Genomic DNA, 17507 nt, shown 5'->3' with positions numbered 1-17507 from the left:
TGCGGCAGCTCCTACAGGGGTACCCATTTCATTGCATCAGCTATACCTCTATGAAACGAATCGCGCCCGGAATGCTCGAAACAAACGGGTGCCATTTACCGGGATAGAGCCAGCCGATGCAGTTTCTAGCGGATAGCCACGGGTGTGCCGGGTGGAACGGCGAAATGGCCGGGCGCATTCGTGCGTTCGACTGGGGCCAGACCGAACTTGGCCCGCTCGACTCATGGTCCAGGAGCCTGAGCAGCGCGGTGCAGTTGATGCTCGCTTCGCCGCTGCCAATGGTGATGCTCTGGGGCCAGTCCGGGTACATGATCTATAACGACGCTTATTCCAAGTTTGCCGGTGGACGTCATCCGTACCTGCTCGGCTCCGCCGTGGAACTGGGTTGGCCCGAGGTCGCCGAATTCAATCGCCACGTGGTCGACACCTGCCTGGCGGGCGGCACCTTGTCCTTTCGCAACAAAGAACTGGTGCTGCTGCGTGACGGGGTTCCGGAAGATGTCTGGATGGACCTGTACTACAGCCCGGTAGCCGACGATGACGGACGCCCGGCCGGGGTCATGGCCATGGTGGTGGAAACCACGGATCGGGTGATCTCCGAACGTCGGCGACAGGCGGCTGAAGACGCCTACCGCGCCGACAACGAACGGGTGCGCCTGGCGCTGAACGCCGGTGCATTGCTCGGCTCCTTTGTCTGGGACATCAAGGCCAACGTGCTGTCGGGCGATGAGCGTTTCGCCCGCACGTTTTCCTATCCCCTCGGGCAAGACCTGGAAAACCTGTCCCAGGAAACCGCAGAAAGCCGCATCCATCCGGATGACCGCAGTTGGGTCCGGGAACGCGTCAGATTGTCGGTGGAGACGGGCGAGCCCTACAACGTCGAATACCGGATCCAGCGCCCCGACGGCAGTTACCTCTGGATACTCGCCAGTGGCTGTTGCGAGTTCAATGAACAGGGCGAGGCGTTTCGTTTTCCTGGCGTGCTGATCGACATCCACGAACGCAAGACTGCCGAAGAGTCCTTGCTCAAGTTCACCCGCAACCTGGAGCAGCGGGTGGCCGATGAAGTCGAGGCGCGGCTGGCGGCGGAAGATCAATTGCGCCAGTCACAGAAGCTGGAAGCCATCGGCGGCCTCACGGGCGGTGTGGCCCATGACTTCAACAACCTGTTGCAAGTGATCGCCGGTAACCTGCACTTGCTGGCGCGCCATGAGCGGGGTAATGCCAATGTGCAGCGTCGGGTCTCGGCGTCAATTGCCGCCGTCGAGCGCGGTGCCAAACTGTCCTCGCAATTGCTGGCGTTCGCCCGCCGCCAACCCTTGTCGCCCGCGGTCTTCACATTGCGGCAGATTTTCGATGGCCTGGCGGAGTTGTTGCTGCGTGCCCTGGGTGAAACCCTTCAGGTGCACATGACGGCACCCGAAGACTCCTGGAATGTGTTTGTCGATCGCAACCAACTGGAAAACGCCATTCTCAATCTGGCGATCAATGCCCGTGACGCCCTTCAAGGCGAGGGCAGGATTGACCTGTGCGCGGAAAACATTGTCCTCGATCGCACGTTTTGCGCCGGTAGGGGCATTGCCCCGGGGGACTATGTGCGGGTGTCCGTGACGGATACCGGCGTCGGCATGCCGCCGCAAGTGCTGGCCCAGGCGTTCGAGCCGTTCTTCACCACCAAGGCAGACGGGCAGGGCACCGGCTTGGGCTTGAGCATGGTGTTTGGCTTCGTCAAGCAGAGTGGCGGTCATATCGAAATCGCCAGTGACGTGGGGCGGGGGACCCGGGTGCAATTGTACTTTCCGCGTACCCTGCGCGCGGTAACCAGTGAAAGGCCGGGTCCCGATTTACCGCAACGGGGCGGGCACGAACGCATCCTGGTGGTCGAGGACAATGAGGCTGTGAGAGTGTCGGCGGTGGAGTTGCTGGGCGAGGAGGGTTATCAAGTCCTCACGGCCGCCAACGCAGACGTCGCCATGCAAATGTTGCTGGATGGGGTGACGGTGGACCTGATATTCACCGACGTGGTCATGCCCGGCCTGATCAAGAGTTCGGATCTGGCGGCCTGGGCCAAGGTGCAGGAGCCGCCGGTGGCGGTGCTGTTCACTTCGGGGCATACCCGCGACATCATCTCGCGCAATCACCAGCTTAGTCCGGATACCCATTTGCTCAGCAAACCCTACAGTGCTGAAGCGTTGACGCAAATGGTGCGGACAGTTCTTGGCGGCTGACACAAGTCCCTGTGGGCGAGCTAACGCTCGGCCTGTAGGAGCTGCCGAAGGCTGCGATCTTTTGATTTTGATTTTTGACAATGTAGAAGGGGGCGGAAGATCAAGATCAAAAGATCGCAGCCTGCGGCAGCTCCTACAGGGAAACACTCTCCCATCAGTACCATGGATGACGCAGTTATTTGCTCGGATGGGCGGCCTGGAGTTTTTTCGCCATTTTCAGGTGTTTTTCCAGCGTCGGCAGCATTTTTTGCGCAAAGCCCTTGAGCTCGGTGGCGCCTTTGACCCGGTCGTCCGTCACCGTATTGGCTTCTTTCTTGAACAGGTCGATGGTTTCTTCATGGGCCTTGACCTGGTTGTCGGCATAGGCCGCGTCGAAGGATTCGTCGCGCATGTCGAGGATTTTTTCCTTGGCTTGCTTGGTCAGCGTCGTGCTGTCCGGCACTTCGATGTCGAATTTTTTCGCCAGGGCGGCCAGGTCATGGTTGGCCTTGGAATGATCGGTAATCATCATGTTGGCGAATTTCTTGACGTCGGCCGATGCACTTTTTTCCAGGGCCAGCCGGCTGCTCTCGACTTCGGCGATGCCGCCGGCGGCCGCTTTGTCGACAAAGTCATTGGAAGTGGCAGCCAGGGCACTGCCCATGCAGCTGCTCATTGCGATAACCAGGGCCAGGTGACGTACGTTGAGTCTGTCCATTGGTGATTCTCCACACAGGTTTCCATAGGTGATCGAGTGATCGTTAACCGGTGGAGGCGACGGCGCAGACAAAGGTTTTATCGCAATTGCGACAGGACGACGAACGGGCACCGCTGGTCTGACAGGTGGTCGACAGAATGGGCCAACCGAGGCCATTCTGATAGTTGGTGAACGCAATCAGTCGGCGTTTGCTACCGATTAACAAACGGAGGTGTTCCATGCCGGTGCCCCATGACCTTTTTCAGGATCTGAGTTGCACAAAGGAAGAAATCCAGCAGAAACGCACCAAGGATCCGTTACTGGATTCACTGATCAACAAGTATTCCCAGGCTGATGCCGATGTGGTGAAAGCGGAGGAAGCCAAATCCAGCGATGATGCGGTGACGAAGCTCAAGGCGAAGCGCTTGGAGGTCAAGGACAAGATCGTCAAACAACTCCAGTTGCGGTCCTGATCCAGCGTGCCTGCCACCGACGATCGGTGACTGGAAAGTTGGAACGGCCACCAGAACCGGCACCTCGAATGCTCAGAGACCGATATTACGGCTCTCAACGAGGTGCCTCATGACCCAGCCCAAATATCCCAGTGAACAACAGGGTGGCTACGACCCGATACCCACTCATCCCGAACCGCTGAGCCCCGAACACACCACGGTCAATCCTGAGGAAGAACCGGGCATCGATGAATGGCCGGACGATGAAGGTGTCGACAACGATCCAGAATGAACACCGTCCCCTGTGGGAGCGAGCTTGCTCCGGGCGGCGTTCCGACGATAGCGGTGGGTCAGTCGATATAAATGCGGACTGGTCGGGCGCCATCGCGAGCAAGCTCGCTCCCACATTGGTGCTTGGTTGAACTCAACAGATCATTGCAACGCCTTGCTCAAAGGCAACCGCGCCATGTTCTGCGCCTTCAGTGAACCGAAATACAACCAGTCCCCATACTCGCGCACCGTGGTGATCGGAGAGTAGTTGTCGCTGCTGCCGTCCTGCAGATTGGCGATCACTTTGCCTTCAAGGTCCAGGCCCAGGGCGAACCCGCGCTTTTCCACGGGTTTGGGCAGGACAGTCATGGCTCGCACGATCATTTTGCGCACGAACGGATGCGCAGCCGTGCCATCGAGCAGGGCGTTTCGGGGGGCATACAATGCTACCCAGAACCTGTCGTGACCATTGAACGACAGGTTGTCCGGCAGGCCCGGCAGGTTGTCGATGAACAGGTCTTGAGTACCGGCCTTGGGGCCGCTGAGCCAATAGCGGCTGATGCGGTAGGCGCCGGTTTCATTGACCAGCACGTAGGCATCGTCCGGTCCCAGAGCCACGCCGTTGGCAAACTCCAGCTTGTCCAGCACAACCGCCGTTTTGCCGGTCTGGAAGTCGTAGCGCAGCAATCGACCGTCACCACCGTGTTCGAGCACGGCCTCACCGTCGTGGCCATAACCGAAGCGGCTCGAAGCGTCGCTGAAATAAGCGTAGTGACCGGGTTTGTCGATGACCACATCATCGGTAAAACCGAAGGGAACGCCGCCGGCCTCTGTGGTCAAGGCCACCAGGCGACCCTGGGCGTCGAGGGACAACAAACCCTTGACGGCATCGGCGATCACCAGCAGACCATTGGGATGCCGGGCCAGGCCCAATGGCCGGCCACCGGTGTCGGCCAGGACTTTGGTGGTCTTGCCATCCAGGCTGGTGCGGATCAGGCGCCCGTCGTGCAGGCCGGTGATGAGCGTGTCGTTTTCCAGCAGCAGGGCTTCCGGCCCGTCGATGTCGGCGGCACCGACGCGCTCCATGCCTTTTAGGCGCTGATTGTCGGCGTAGATGCCGCTGGAGAGGGACGGCGCGGGTTGTGGCGTCCAGGCCACCGGTCGCACCTTGGTCGGCATCAGCAGCAGGAAGGCGCCGATGACGACAATGACCAGCAGCAGGCATTTGAGGATTCTGCTCACGCGTTGACTCCGGTTGCCACCAGGTATTTCTGCGCCATCTCGCGCAATGCTTGCATCGACGCCACCGATTCCCGGTCGATGCGCCGCTTGAGCAACAACCGGTTGGCAATCCGCATCGCCAGACCGCTGAATCGGTATTCCAGGGTGCGGACGAAACGTGTGTCCTTACCCAGGGCTTCGCATTCGTAGGTCACCACCAGCGACAGCCCGTGGTCACCCTGGGCACGTGCGCTCCAGCGCTGGCCGGGCAGGTACTGCGCCACTTCCCAGCTCAAGTGTCCTTCACGGCCGCCGGCACGGATGTCTTCCTCGAAACGTGCGCCGGCCTGCAATGGACCTTTTGGCCCGTCGATATGCAGCGACGACGGGTGCCATTGCGGCCAAAGGGTCACGGTGCTGGCGTAGGCCAATACATCGATCGGGTGTCCGGCAATGACAATCTGATGCTGCATGCGGGTCATGGGCGTTCTCGTCGGGTTGAGCGGCGCAGGTTCCGGCTCCCAATAGAGGGTGCCGAACAGGTAGTCCATCAGCGGGAAAACGATGTTGAAATTGCGCTCCTGCATCCGTTCGCGGCGGTGGTGCAGTTCGTGAAGCCGGCGCATCTGGCGGATCCACGGCAGCCGTGTGAGCGGATTGTGCGACGGCAGATGCTCGCAGGCATGGAAGACTTCATAAGCCAGGTAGCCGAGGACAAGAACGCCGCCGACCAGTCCGGCGACGTTGCTATCGATGTGCTTGAGCAGCCACCAGAGGGGCAGGGCCACGGCGAGTGTGTGCAGTACGATCAGCCAGGCCGGAAACAGGATCACCCGCCAGTCGCGGGCGCTGTCGTAGGTCATGTGGCCAGGGGTGAAAAAACTGTGGTGGTCGCCGGCGTGACGGGCATAAAACAGCCGGGCGAAGCGCTTTTTATGGTGCCCCAGGTGGCGATGCACCACGTACACGCCGAGGTTGAACACAAGCAGCGTGACGGGTACCGCAAGCCATTCCCTTGGCTGTACCTGATGCACGTTGCTCCAGAAAGCGCTGATCGCCAGCGCCCCGAACAACAGGACAAAAGCGCCGTGAAGCCAAGGGTTGTAGAGCGGATGAATGGCGGCGCGGTAACGGCTGCGGAATCCTTCGGTGGTCTGCCTCACTGCAATCACCTGTCGTTATTGTTATCTCCTGCAGATTAGTCGATTCCGCTGTTTTGGCGGGGCGAACCTTGAGGACACAACGGCCATGATCCGGTGCAAACCGGTCTCAGGTCAGCGGGTCCCAGCGTTGCGACCAGTCTTCGTCGGAATCGATCACCTCGCGCAGCAGGTCGAAGGCGCGTTGCAGCGTCGGCGAGTCACGATCGCGGGAGTAGACCAGATAGGTCGGGTAACTGAATTCCGGAGCCTTGGGCACCCGTACCAGGGCGCCGCTATCGAGATAACTTTGCACGACACGGGTGCGGAAGTAACCACTGCCGCCGTTTTCTAGAAGGTACTGCAAGCCCAACGGGCCAAGATTGAAGCTCAGCGCAGCCTTGGCCTTTTCCGGCAGGGCGGCATCGTGCTGGCGCCGGAATTCGGCGCCCCAATCGATGTACACATAAGGATCGGGCCTGTCGGCCAGGCGCACGAGAATCAGTTTTTCTTCGAGCACCTGCTCGACCTGCAAACGCGGCCAATACTCGGGCTGATACACCAGCGCGGCATCCAGAACGCCCAACTCCAGTTGGCGCAGGAGGTTTTCGCCGTCATGGATTTCCATGCGCAGGGCGTGGCTGGGGATGTGCTTGCGGATTGCGCCGGCCCAGCCGAGCATCAGCGGGTTACACAGGCTTACCTCGCCACCGATGTGCAGCACATCGCGATAACCCTCGGGCAAGGGCAGATCACGCCGCGCGGCGTCCCAGGTTTGCACCAGTTGATTGGCGTACACCACGAACGCTTCACCGTTGGGCGTCAGGCGAGCGCCGGCACGGTTGCGCACGAACAGGGTACTGCCCAGTTGGCTCTCGAGTTTCTGCACCCTTGCGGTGATCGCGGTCTGGGTGACATGGAGCTTTTGCGCGGCGGCAGCCAGGCTGCCATGGCGGACGATTTCGAGGAAAGTGCGGGCGAGGTCGATGTCCATGGGGTGGCCGGTGTCGAAAGTGCGGACATTGTAAGATCACCACCGAACCTGTGGCGAGGGGGCAAAAACGACGAATCCCGCCACTAAGGGCGGGATTCGTTTGCAGCAGGCACGCTCCCGAAGGCCGGGAGCCAGGTGCTTACGACGGGAACAGCTCGGACAGTTTCATGGCCAGCATCATGTCGCCTTCAGCGCGCAGTTTGCCGCCCATGAACGCTTGCATGCCGTCAGTCGAACCGTCGACGATGCCTTCCAGGGTTTCGCCGTCCATCACCAGAGTCACCTGGGCGTCCGGGTTCTCGCCTTCCTGCAGCTCGCAAGTGCTGTTCTTGACGATCAGCGAGAAGTTCTTGGTGTCGTCGATGCGGAAACCAAAGACCAGGTCCAGACCGGCAGCAGCGGCTGGGTTGAACTTGGCTTTCATTGCTTGTACGGCGTCTGCTACGGAGGTCATGGTTCGATCCTTTCTTGGGTAATAAGAGCTGGGTGATTACAGCCAGGGTCACAATAGTCCGGACTCAGCGAAACGTGATGAGTTCCGGGGCCTTTAACAGTTGCAGGTGCGCATGACTGTTGAAGGAAGCCAGCGACACCTCGCGACCACGAAACTTCAGCTGGTTGAGCGAGGTGTTGACGATTTGCCAGTTCAATTCAAAGGCCTGCCGGGCAGGTATTTGCGTAATCAGATGGAGCAGGGCGGTGATGGTGCCGCCGGAAGTGAACACGGCGATTTTCTGGGTGTTGTCGGCCTGGTCGAGGATGCGATGCAAGCCGGCCCGCACCCGCTCGACAAACCCCAGCCAGCTTTCCAGGCCCGGTGTGTCGTAGGTACCGGCGAGCCAGCGTTCGATGATCAGGGCGAAGATGCGCTGGAACTCACCACGGTTTTGTGCGGCGTTGCGCAAGATGTTCAGCGCTTCGGGTTCGTCCGGCAACATGGCCGGCAACAGCGCGCGGATCACCGCGTCGGCGTCGAATTCGTTGAAGGCGGAGTCGGTTTCCAGCAGCGGCACCGGCAGGCCCACCGCGGCGAATTGTTCCAGCGCGCTGTTGGCCGTGTGCTGCTGGCGGCGCAGATCCCCTGCCAGGCAGCGGTCGAAGCTGATCCCGAGTTCGGCCAGGTGCCGGCCAAGGATTTCCGCCTGACGGATGCCGGTCGGCGACAGGACGTCGTAGTCGTCTGCACCGAAGGAGGCCTGGCCATGTCGAATCAAATAGATACTGCCCACGTCCGCGTCATCCCGGTACGTTGAAGGTTTGGCGAGGTTATGAGGATGACGGTGAGCTGTCAATGAAAAAACATACGCTTGTTTGAAATGCTCGTTACAGGCCCGTTGCCAGAGGTTTCACGGCTGGTCGCAAGGTCGGCGCATGGGTATGCTGGAGGTATCCCGCGCGCGTTCAAGCCGCGCATCGTTTGAGGAGTCCCCGTGGAGTTTTTTTCCGAGTACGCCATTTTTCTGGCCAAGACCGTGACCCTGGTGATCGCCATCCTGGTGGTCTTGGCCAGTTTTGCGGCCCTGCGCAGCAAGGGGCGGCGCAAGTCGTCCGGCCAGTTGCAGGTCAGCAAGCTGAATGATTTCTACAAAGGGCTGCGCGAACGCCTGGAGCAAACCTTGCTCGACAAGGACCAGCTCAAGGCCCTGCGCAAGACCCAGGCCAAGACCGACAAGAAGCAGAAGAAAAAAACCGAGGTAAAACCCCGGGTGTTCGTGCTCGATTTCAACGGCGATATCAAGGCTTCGGCCACCGAGAGCCTGCGCCACGAAATCACGGCCTTGCTGACCCTCGCCACCCCCAAGGACGAAGTGGTCCTGCGTCTGGAAAGCGGCGGCGGCATGGTTCACAGCTACGGCCTCGCTTCTTCGCAACTGGCGCGTATCCGCGAAGCCGGCGTGCCCCTGACCGTGTGCATCGACAAGGTTGCGGCCAGCGGTGGTTACATGATGGCGTGCATCGGCCAGAAGATCATCAGCGCACCGTTCGCGATCCTCGGCTCGATTGGCGTGGTGGCGCAGTTGCCCAACGTCAATCGCCTGCTGAAAAAGCACGACATCGATTTCGAAGTGCTGACCGCCGGTGAATACAAACGTACCCTGACCGTGTTTGGCGAAAACACCGAGAAGGGCCGGGAGAAGTTCCAGCAAGACCTGGACATCACCCATCAACTGTTCAAGAACTTCGTGTCGCGCTATCGCCCGCAACTGGCGATCGATGAAGTGGCCACGGGCGAAATCTGGCTGGGCGTCGCGGCGCTGGACAAGCACCTGGTCGACGAACTCAAGACCAGCGATGAATACCTCGCCGAGCGCGCCAGCAAGTCCGAGCTCTATCACTTGCATTACGCCGAACGCAAAAGCCTGCCGGAGCGCATCGGCATGGCCGCCAGCGGCTCGGTCGATCGCGTGCTGTTGAGTTGGTGGAGCCGTTTGACCCAGCAACGTTTCTGGTAACGGGCCAGAAAATATCGCCCAACATCCAGCCGGGGCATTTGCCCCGGTTTTTTATGGGGTGTTTTCACTGGTTTGGAGGGCACGTCATTTTCAGCGTGGGCACGGTCCCTTGTAGGAGCTGCCGCAGGCTGCGATCTTTTGATCTTGAAAGACAACATCAAAAGATCGCAGCCTGCGGCAGCTCCTACAGGGTTCATGCCGTTTCAGAACAGCTCGCTGAACGGGATAAACCGCGCAGCGTGATGCCCTCAAGCACTTCGGCATTTGTGCCTTCTTCAATTATCGGTAGGAGCTGGCTTGCCAGCGATGGTCGTTAACGATAACGCGTGTGAGCCGGATGAACGCGGCGCATAGGAGTCCATCGCCAGCAGGCTGGCTCCTACAGGTTCCCGGGAACCTTGTTTTGCCTGCGAACGCCTGCCCGATGTCTTCCACGGCGCGGCGAAATCTCTGTAGTCGGCAGGCGATCGTTCCTGCTTTCGGCAACGCGGCGGCTGGTTATGTTGGTGTTCCAAAAATAGTTGCCATGGAATGCACATGAATGACCTTCAGACACCGCTAAATCCCCAGCCTGCGCCTCTGCGCGAAACACTGCAGTCTGTGGTGAGCGCGGCTTTACCGCAGTCTCCCGAGCAGTTCGGTGCGCAGTTGATCAAGGAGAAATGGGGGCAAGACATCGACCCGCAAACCGCGCTGTTGGTCACCCTGGATTACCGCTACCGCGGGCACCCGCCGCAGGACGGCATCGAGCAAGGACAGGTGGCAAGTACCCAAACACTGGTCCAGGCGTTGCTGGAGAATTACCAGACAGTCGGCGACGGGCGCTTCGCCGAAAGCGCGTTTGGCTTGTACACACCACCCGATGTCGGCCCGTCCATTCGCATCGTGGAGCATGTCGATGAGTTCGCCGACCACGGCAATGGCAACCACCATACCTACGAAGGCATCTATCGCCAGACCACGCCCCAGGTGTATGGACCGGCAACGCAAATTGCCCTCAGGCCGGCGGCGTTCAAACAGTGGGTGTGGGAGCTGGATTTGCAAACCCGCTATCAGGCATACCTTGATCGCACCTGGCCCTCTGACAAGCGAATCGTCCAGGCGCAGCCTTACGACCTGAGAACCTCGGCCAAGGCCGCCTTTATCATGAGCGCCTGCCTGCAACACCAGGAGGGCAGTTTGAGTCAGGAAGGCCTGGCCCTGGCCATGCAGGCCGCCGGCTTGCCAGCGGGGCAGGCATGGAGTGCGCTGACCCTCGATCAGCTACAGGCGCCGACGCGTGTCAGCGCGCCGATCGAGGCCGGTCGGCTGACGATCTATCGCTACACGTCGGACGATATCTGGTGTTATCGCCACCGTCACAGCGGCCGGGTCCTGCTGAATATCCCGGGCAACTCCTCACCCTTGCACGAATTCACTGACTGGCGGCACCTGCGCCAATGGATCGTGGCCCAGGGCCGGGTGCCGGCCACACGCCAGGCGCTGCTCGCGCATTTTGCCGAGAACGATCGGGAAGACGGCACCTTCCATGCGGGCGTGTCGACCGCGTTGGAGGGCATGGCGGTTTACCCGAAGGAACACTGGCTGAAAAGGAGCGCCGGGCTCTTCAATGATGACGGTTTCTGGGACCCGCAGGATTACATCGATCTTGAGCGCGCTCCCTCCGGCACCGATCCGTTCGCGCAACTGGTGCTGACCATGAAGCAGGCCTCGATGGCCAGCGTCAAAACCATCCGTGACGATGCCCAGGTCAATCGCGACAACCTGAGCGCGGTGGTGGAGCCGCTGGTGCGCTGGATCAACCGGTTGGGGCCATTGGCATTGTTCATTCCGGGAGGCGAGGGCGTCCTGGTGCTGGCCGGCCTGATCGACGCCGGTTATGGCCTTGATCAGGCCATCAACGGCAAGACTCCAGAGCAGCGCTCAGAGGGCGTGACGCGCAGCGTGTTCGGCTTGCTCAATGCGCTCCCGCTGGTCGGGGCCGTGGTGGGACTCAAAGGCGAAGAAAAAATCGCCGGAATTCTGCACGAGCCCGGAGAGCCCGCGAGTGAGCCGCATCCCGGTACGCTGGCCAAGCCCGTAGCCGGATCGATTCCGGCGCCGGTGTCGACCCGCGTAGCGCTGTTGCGTGAGGTTTGCGCACCCCATGCGGCTTTCACTGATGAGGTACTGGGGCAGATCGCCCGGGTCAGCACGGTCGACGACGATATGCTGCGCCTGATGCAGGCAGGTCGCCCGCCAACGCCGCTGCTGGCCGATACCATCACCCGCTTCAAGCTCGATCAGGAACTCGAAGGTGTCACCGATGCGCAAGCGCGAGCCGGATTGTTCAACGCCCGCTATCAGGCGCTCCAGCACTCGGAGCGGGAATGGGTTCGCCTGTTTCAGCGCGAATACCCAGGATTGCCGAAAGGCGCCGTGGAGCAAATCCTCGACCGTTCGGGAGTCGACATCCATCGGCCCTTCGACGCTGACGAGGCGCTGCAATTGCTCAAGCGACTGGACAACAAATCGCGAGACTACCAACAGCATGTACGACTCAACCGGGCCTATGAAGGCTTGTACTTGCGTTCGGTCCGGAACCCCGAAACCGATGTCCTGGCACTGCACTCCTTGCAGCGCCTGCCCGACTGGCCGCAAGACCTGCGTATAGAGGTACTCGACGGGGCAATCAGTGGCCGTGTCCTCGACCGCTGCGGTCCGCTCGAATCCACGGATTGCCGGCGTTTGATCAAGGTCGGCGAGCGCTATCGATACACTGCGGTGGCGGCTAGCGACGGCGAGGGTTCGGATCTGTTTACCGCGCTGCTCGACCTCTTGTCCGTGGAGGAACGTACAGCGATGTCGCTTCACTCGCCGGATGCTGCCAGCGCGTTGCGGTTGCGCATTGGCGGTCATGCCTTGGCCCGTTCCGAGTTGATCCTTGGCCTGAATCGAATGGATTCGCGGTTGCCTTTCGAAGCCGGGGGATTGCGCGGTGGCGGCTTCCCGAACACGCCACAGGCCGCAGAGCTGTCCCATGGAGTCATGCGTCTGCAGGTCAAGGATCTGTATCCGGATTTCACCGATGCCCAGGCGGATGAATTGCTGTTTGAGGCGGGTGCCGGGGCTCAGGCACTGGTGGATCGCCTGATTGCGCAGATGCAGCAGTTGCATGCCGATCTGCGCCAGTGGATCGACCAGTCCGTGCTGGATGCCGATGACATGGACATCGATTTTCTGTCCGTTAGCGATGATGAAGCAGAGGGAATGACCCTGGGACAGGTGGCGGCGCACAATGTCCAACTGCTGCAAACCGTGATCGATTACGAGCGTGAAACTCGAACCGAGCTGGGCGATGAACTGATGAGCATCTGGCAAAAATGCCCGCCCCGGATCAATAGAGTGATGGCGGGTGAGGCGTTCTCCGGGTACAGACTGGACCTGGCTTTCGAGGACTACCATCGGTTGCCGACGATGAACGTACGCTTCAATGAGGTCGTCGAGTTATCGATGCAGGGCCTGCACCTGGTCGAGCGAGATAGCCTGAGCGCCTTTCTCGAAAGTTTTCCAAACTTGCGTTCCCTGAACCTGGAGCGTGTCGACCTGCGTCTACTCAACGCCGACGGCGTACTGGAAGGTGTGCTGCCTCAACCGATTCGGCAAATGACCCGTCTCACTACGCTGAACCTGAGCAGCACTTTGCTGCAGTTTCAGGAGAACACGGCTGCACAGTTTGGTGACCTGGTGAGCTTGCAAACGCTGGACCTGAGTGACAACCCTCTGACCGTCCCGCCCGTTGTCCTGGGGCTCAAGGAGTTGCGTGTATTGAACCTGAGAAACACCGGGATCAGCCGTTGCCCGGTGGGCATCGCCGATCAGCCGTACCTCACCTCGCTCGACTTGCGAGGCAACCGGATCAGCCGGGTTCCCCAATCGATAGTGAATCAGGCGGTCTCCCGGGACCGGGTGAAACTGTGGGGTAATCCGCTGACGGATGAAGACACCTTGCTGCGCCTGGTCGATCATCGCGAGCGTACCGGCATCAATCTGTGGCTGAGTGAACCGGGTGCCGATTACGGAAGTGCGACGCCCTGGCTGGAGGAGGGCGATGAAGGAATGCGCGAGGCACGGCAACAGATCTGGCAACGACTGGCCCTCAAGCCATCGGGCAGTGCATTGCTGCGGGTCATGGATGGATTGCGCCTGACGGCGGATTTCCAGGTCGGCTATCGGTCGCTGCAGGCGCGCGTGTGGCGCTTGCTGCACGAAGCGGATACGTCAGAAGAGTTGTGGGGCTGGTTGCGTCAGAGTGTCGATACGCGGGTTGGTGATGCGGAAAACCCGTTCAGGTTGTTCATGGTGCTGGAAGATCGAGTCCGGCTGTACCGTGACTGGGTGGCCATGGGGCGGCCGATTCCACTGGCGGATCATCCGGTGTTCTAGCGCGAAGGGTAAAACCCCTTGAACCCCGGGGTCGGGGTTCAAGGGGTGACGGTCAGCGGCGACGGAACAGCGGCAGCGGTTCGTCGGTCGCGGCCTGATAGGTCACCGAGAAGTCCTTGAGACCTTCCAGGGCTTCGTGCGGATCCTTGTCGGGGCGAATGGCGAACGCGTCGAAACCACAGCGATGCATGTAGAACAACTGGTCACGCAGCACGTCGCCAATGGCCCGCAATTCCCCCTTGAAGCCGTAGCGGTCACGCAGCAGGCGGGCGTTGGAGTAGTTGCGGCCATCGGTGAATGCCGGGAAGTTCAGGGCAATGACCTGGAACTGCGCGACGTCTTCACCGATTTCCTCGGCTTCTTCATCGGCGTCAAGCCAGATGCCCAGGCCACCATCGCGGGCCAGGAGCATACGGCTGTGTTCGCGCCACAACTGCAACGGGACGATGTAGTCGTCGCAGTTGGTGATTTCGTCGATGCTGAAGTCCTTGGGCAGCAGGTGCCAGGTCTCGTCGACGACCTCGTTGTTCTTAATGATTCGCTGCATAGACACGCTCCTTGAAGAGGTCGATACCAATACGCTGATAGGTGTCGATGAAGCGTTCGTCTTCGGTACGTTGTTCGATGTACACGTCGATCAGCTTTTCGATCACGTCAGGCATGGCTTCCTGGGCAAAGGACGGGCCGAGGATCTTGCCCAGGCTGGCGTCACGGCTGGCGCTGCCGCCGAGGGAAACCTGATAGAACTCTTCGCCTTTCTTGTCCACCCCGAGGATGCCGATGTGGCCCACGTGGTGGTGGCCGCAAGCGTTCATGCAACCGGAGATGTTCAGGTCCAGCTCGCCGATGTCGAACAGGTAGTCCAGGTCGTCGAAACGACGCTGGATCGATTCGGCGATCGGGATCGACTTGGCGTTGGCCAGGGAGCAGAAGTCGCCACCGGGGCAGCAGATGATGTCGGTCAGCAAGCCGATGTTTGGCGTGGCGAAGCCTTGCTCGCGCAGTTCGCCCCACAGGACGAACAGCTTGTCCTGCTCGACGTCGGCCAGAATGATGTTCTGCTCGTGGGAGGTGCGCAGTTGACCGAAGCTGTAACGCTCGGCCAGGTCGGCCACGGCGTCGAGCTGTTTGTCGGTGATGTCGCCCGGTGCAACGCCGGTAGGCTTGAGGGACAAGGTCACGGCCACGTAGCCCGGTTTCTTGTGGGCCAGGGTGTTGCGTGCGCGCCAGCGGGCGAAGCCCGGGTGCTGCAGGTCGAGATCGGCCAGGGCGGCGCACTGGTTGTCCAGCGCCTTGTAGTCCGGGTCGACGAAATGTTTGGCGACTCGCTGCACTTCGGCTTCGGTCAGCGTGGTCTGGCCACCGCGCAGGTGCTCCATTTCCGCGTCGACTTTCTGCGCGAAGACTTCAGGCGTCAGCGCTTTCACCAGAATCTTGATCCGCGCCTTGTACTTGTTGTCACGACGGCCATAGCGGTTGTAGACCCGCAGGATGGCGTCGAGGTAGCTCAACAGGTCTTGCCATGGCAGGAACTCGTTGATGAATGCCCCCACCACCGGCGTACGGCCCAGGCCACCACCGACCAGCACACGGAAGCCCAGTTCGCCAGCGGCGTTGTGCACCGGCTCAAGGCCGATGTCATGGACTTCGATGGCGGCGCGGTCGGAAGTCGAACCGTTGACGGCGATCTTGAACTTGCGCGGAAGGTAGGCGAATTCCGGGTGGAAAGTCGTCCACTGGCGCACGATCTCGCACCAAGGGCGCGGGTCGATCAGTTCGTCGGCGGCGACACCGGCAAACTGGTCGGTGGTGACGTTGCGCAGGCAGTTGCCGCTGGTCTGGATAGCGTGCATCTGCACGGTGGCCAGTTCAGCGAGAATGTCCGGAATGTCTTCCACGGCCGGCCAGTTGAACTGCACGTTCTGCCGGGTACTGATGTGGGCGTAGCCCTTGTCGTAGTCCCGGGCGATTTTGGCCATCATTCGCATTTGCCGCGAAGTCAGTTGGCCGTAAGGCACGGCGACTCGCAACATCGGTGCGAAACGCTGGATATAAAGGCCATTTTGCAGGCGCAGGGGGCGGAATTCTTCTTCGCTCAGCTCGCCTGCCAGATAGCGTCGGGTCTGATCACGGAACTGCTTGACGCGGTCCTCGATGATCCGCTGATCGTATTCGTCGTATACGTACATATAAGTCCTGTTCTCAGGCTTGGGCCGGTCGGAAACAGCGGCGTTTTTTGGCTGGCTGGCGTCCGATAAAACCTCGGCAATTCTGCGCGCACGGCCGCGCACTCCCTACGGAGCCGGGGCAAGATACCAGTTTGCAGTTATGCGTAAAAGTGATGTTTGAGCATATGTAAAGAACCAAATCGCCTAATGAGAATCGTTGTTGCAAAGACCCTGTTTGTGATGCGGGCAATCGTCGTCTTTACTCTGCTCGAGTCTTTATGCAATCACCGATAAAACCGACAAGAGGCGATGCAATGAGCAACCCAACCAAAGCACGGAAAAGCGATAGCACCGTAGATGCCTGGGCAATCTTGTTCCTGATCATTCTGGTCGTAGGGACGGCGGTTTTCTGGGTCAGCCACCAATAAACGACCCGTCCGGGCCCGGTTCCGACGATTGTCCGACAAAAACCGGAAAAATCGCCGTTCTACGGAAGTTCGCCGGCTATAATGCGCGGCGAATTTCCGGGGGCTCGGACGACCAATGTTGAAGTTTCTGTATGGCGTATTGCTGACGCTGGGTATGGTCGTGGGACCTTGTGCCCAAGCGGCGTCAGTGCTGTTCCTGAATCCGGGAACCCCAACGGAAGCGTTCTGGTCGAGTTACTCGCAGTTCATGCAGGCTGCGGCGACGGACCTGGGGATGGACTTGCGTGTCCAGTATTCCGACCGCGTCTCCGAAAACACCATTCGCCAGGCTCGTGAAGCCCTTCAGGGCGACCATCGTCCCGACTATCTGGTCTTCGTCAACGAACAATACATCGCCCCCGAGATCCTGCGACTGGCCAAAGGCAGCGGGGTGAAGCTGTTCATGGTCAACAACGCCCTGACGGCCGATCAGATGAAACTGATTGGCGCGCGGCCTGACAAGTATCCCGATCTGCTCGGCAGCCTGGTGCCCAATGACGAAGAGGGCGGCTACCTGATGCTCAAGGAACTGATCCGGCAGCACGGTCCGGTGGCCCCCGGCCAGACGATTGAACTGCTGGCCTTTTCCGGTTTGAAGATCACCCCGTCCGCGCAGTATCGCGAAAAAGGCCTGCGGCGCGCCTTGGCCGAGCACCCGGAGGTGCGTTTGCGCCAGTTGGTGTACGGCGGCTGGACCCGGCAACGCGCCTACGAGCAGGCCAGGCTGTTGTTCAAGCGCTACCCGCAGACGTCGCTGGTCTGGGCCGCGAACGACGAGATGGCGTTCGGTGTGATGCAGGCGTATGTCGAGGCCGGTGGAGAGCCAGGCAAAGGCGTACTGTTCGGCGCGATCAACAATTCACCCGCGGCGTTGCAGGCACTGCTGGACCGTCGCCTGAGCGTGTTGCTGGGCGGGCACTTCAGTCTGGGTGGCTGGGCGCTGGTGCAATTGCATGACTACGATGAAGGCGTGGACATCAGCCAGTACGGCGGGCGTGACCGCCAGATTCCGTT

15 protein-coding genes are annotated in these 17507 nt (G+C 60.4%); 6 read left to right on the top strand and 9 right to left on the bottom strand.

All coding sequences use genetic code 11. The features are described 5' to 3' along the window. Nucleotides 1–116 precede the first annotated feature (116 nt). A complete protein-coding gene (locus PMI26_RS09780) occupies nucleotides 117–2228 on the top strand; it encodes a hybrid sensor histidine kinase/response regulator (protein WP_007976527.1) in 2112 nt (703 codons plus the stop codon). 175 nt (nucleotides 2229–2403) lie between these two features. On the opposite strand, the gene PMI26_RS09785 is transcribed toward PMI26_RS09780, so the two are convergent. Next, nucleotides 2404–2925 carry a DUF4142 domain-containing protein gene (locus PMI26_RS09785; protein WP_007976525.1) on the bottom strand — a complete coding sequence of 174 codons (522 nt, stop codon included), beginning with the start codon at nucleotides 2923–2925 and terminating at the stop codon, nucleotides 2404–2406. Between the two features lie 43 nt (nucleotides 2926–2968). After that, nucleotides 2969–3145, bottom strand: coding sequence for a hypothetical protein (locus PMI26_RS31465; protein WP_157222280.1), 177 nt, complete (start codon nucleotides 3143–3145; stop codon nucleotides 2969–2971). Here PMI26_RS31465 and PMI26_RS09790 point away from each other — a divergent pair. Together PMI26_RS09790 and PMI26_RS31635 are read left to right on the top strand one after the other, a co-directional pair. Further along, nucleotides 3144–3377, top strand: coding sequence for a DUF465 domain-containing protein (locus PMI26_RS09790; RefSeq protein ID WP_007976522.1), 234 nt, complete (start codon nucleotides 3144–3146; stop codon nucleotides 3375–3377). The two genes, PMI26_RS31465 and PMI26_RS09790, sit on opposite strands and share 2 nt — an antisense overlap. Nucleotides 3378–3486: 109 nt before the next feature. Continuing rightward, nucleotides 3487–3648, top strand: a complete 162-nt coding sequence (locus tag PMI26_RS31635) for a hypothetical protein (RefSeq protein ID WP_007976519.1) — start codon at nucleotides 3487–3489, stop codon at nucleotides 3646–3648. Nucleotides 3649–3788: 140 nt separating this feature from the next. Here PMI26_RS31635 and PMI26_RS09795 read toward each other — a convergent pair whose 3' ends face one another. From PMI26_RS09795 to PMI26_RS09815, 5 genes are all read right to left on the bottom strand, one after another. Then, the gene (locus tag PMI26_RS09795; protein ID WP_007976516.1) at nucleotides 3789–4868 is read right to left on the bottom strand and encodes an SMP-30/gluconolactonase/LRE family protein; all 1080 of its coding nucleotides are present in this window, start codon (nucleotides 4866–4868) and stop codon (nucleotides 3789–3791) included. Then, nucleotides 4865–6010: a sterol desaturase/SRPBCC family protein gene (locus PMI26_RS09800; RefSeq protein ID WP_007976515.1), complete on the bottom strand. Its 1146-nt coding sequence runs from the start codon at nucleotides 6008–6010 to the stop codon at nucleotides 4865–4867. The genes PMI26_RS09795 and PMI26_RS09800 overlap by 4 nt, the downstream gene beginning before the upstream one ends. A 106-nt stretch (nucleotides 6011–6116) precedes the next feature. Beyond that, a complete protein-coding gene (locus tag PMI26_RS09805) occupies nucleotides 6117–6980 on the bottom strand; it encodes a LysR family transcriptional regulator (RefSeq protein ID WP_007976513.1) in 864 nt (287 codons plus the stop codon). A gap of 139 nt (nucleotides 6981–7119) precedes the next feature. Next, nucleotides 7120–7434 (bottom strand): SCP2 sterol-binding domain-containing protein, encoded by a 315-nt coding sequence (locus tag PMI26_RS09810; RefSeq protein ID WP_007976511.1) that lies wholly within the window; start codon nucleotides 7432–7434, stop codon nucleotides 7120–7122. 64 nt (nucleotides 7435–7498) lie between these two features. Further along, entirely contained in the window at nucleotides 7499–8209 is a 711-nt protein-coding gene (locus tag PMI26_RS09815) for a histidine phosphatase family protein (protein ID WP_007976509.1), read from the bottom strand. 201 nt (nucleotides 8210–8410) lie between these two features. Between PMI26_RS09815 and sohB the strand changes: the two genes are divergently transcribed. Further along, nucleotides 8411–9433, top strand: coding sequence for a protease SohB (gene sohB / locus PMI26_RS09820; protein WP_007976507.1), 1023 nt, complete (start codon nucleotides 8411–8413; stop codon nucleotides 9431–9433). Between the two features lie 537 nt (nucleotides 9434–9970). Further along, entirely contained in the window at nucleotides 9971–13858 is a 3888-nt protein-coding gene (locus PMI26_RS09825) for a dermonecrotic toxin domain-containing protein (RefSeq protein WP_007976505.1), read from the top strand. A gap of 52 nt (nucleotides 13859–13910) precedes the next feature. On the opposite strand, the gene PMI26_RS09830 is transcribed toward PMI26_RS09825, so the two are convergent. Both PMI26_RS09830 and PMI26_RS09835 read right to left on the bottom strand, forming a co-directional pair. After that, on the bottom strand, nucleotides 13911–14405 hold the full coding sequence (locus PMI26_RS09830; RefSeq protein WP_007976503.1) for a DUF934 domain-containing protein: 495 nt from the start codon (nucleotides 14403–14405) through the stop codon (nucleotides 13911–13913). Then, nucleotides 14389–16047, bottom strand: a complete 1659-nt coding sequence (locus PMI26_RS09835; protein ID WP_007976502.1) for a nitrite/sulfite reductase — start codon at nucleotides 16045–16047, stop codon at nucleotides 14389–14391. The genes PMI26_RS09830 and PMI26_RS09835 overlap by 17 nt, the downstream gene beginning before the upstream one ends. A 522-nt stretch (nucleotides 16048–16569) precedes the next feature. On the opposite strand from PMI26_RS09835, the gene PMI26_RS09840 reads away from it, so the two are divergent. Then, nucleotides 16570–17507 (top strand): ABC transporter substrate-binding protein (locus PMI26_RS09840; protein ID WP_007976498.1); only part of this gene is annotated, 938 nt, incomplete at its 3' end.

It is taken from the genome of Pseudomonas sp. GM33 (genome assembly GCF_000282295.1).
GTDB lineage: Bacteria > Pseudomonadota > Gammaproteobacteria > Pseudomonadales > Pseudomonadaceae > Aquipseudomonas > Aquipseudomonas laurylsulfatiphila.
Note: the sequence above shows the minus strand (reverse complement) of the source record. Positions and strands in the feature narration are given on the sequence as shown.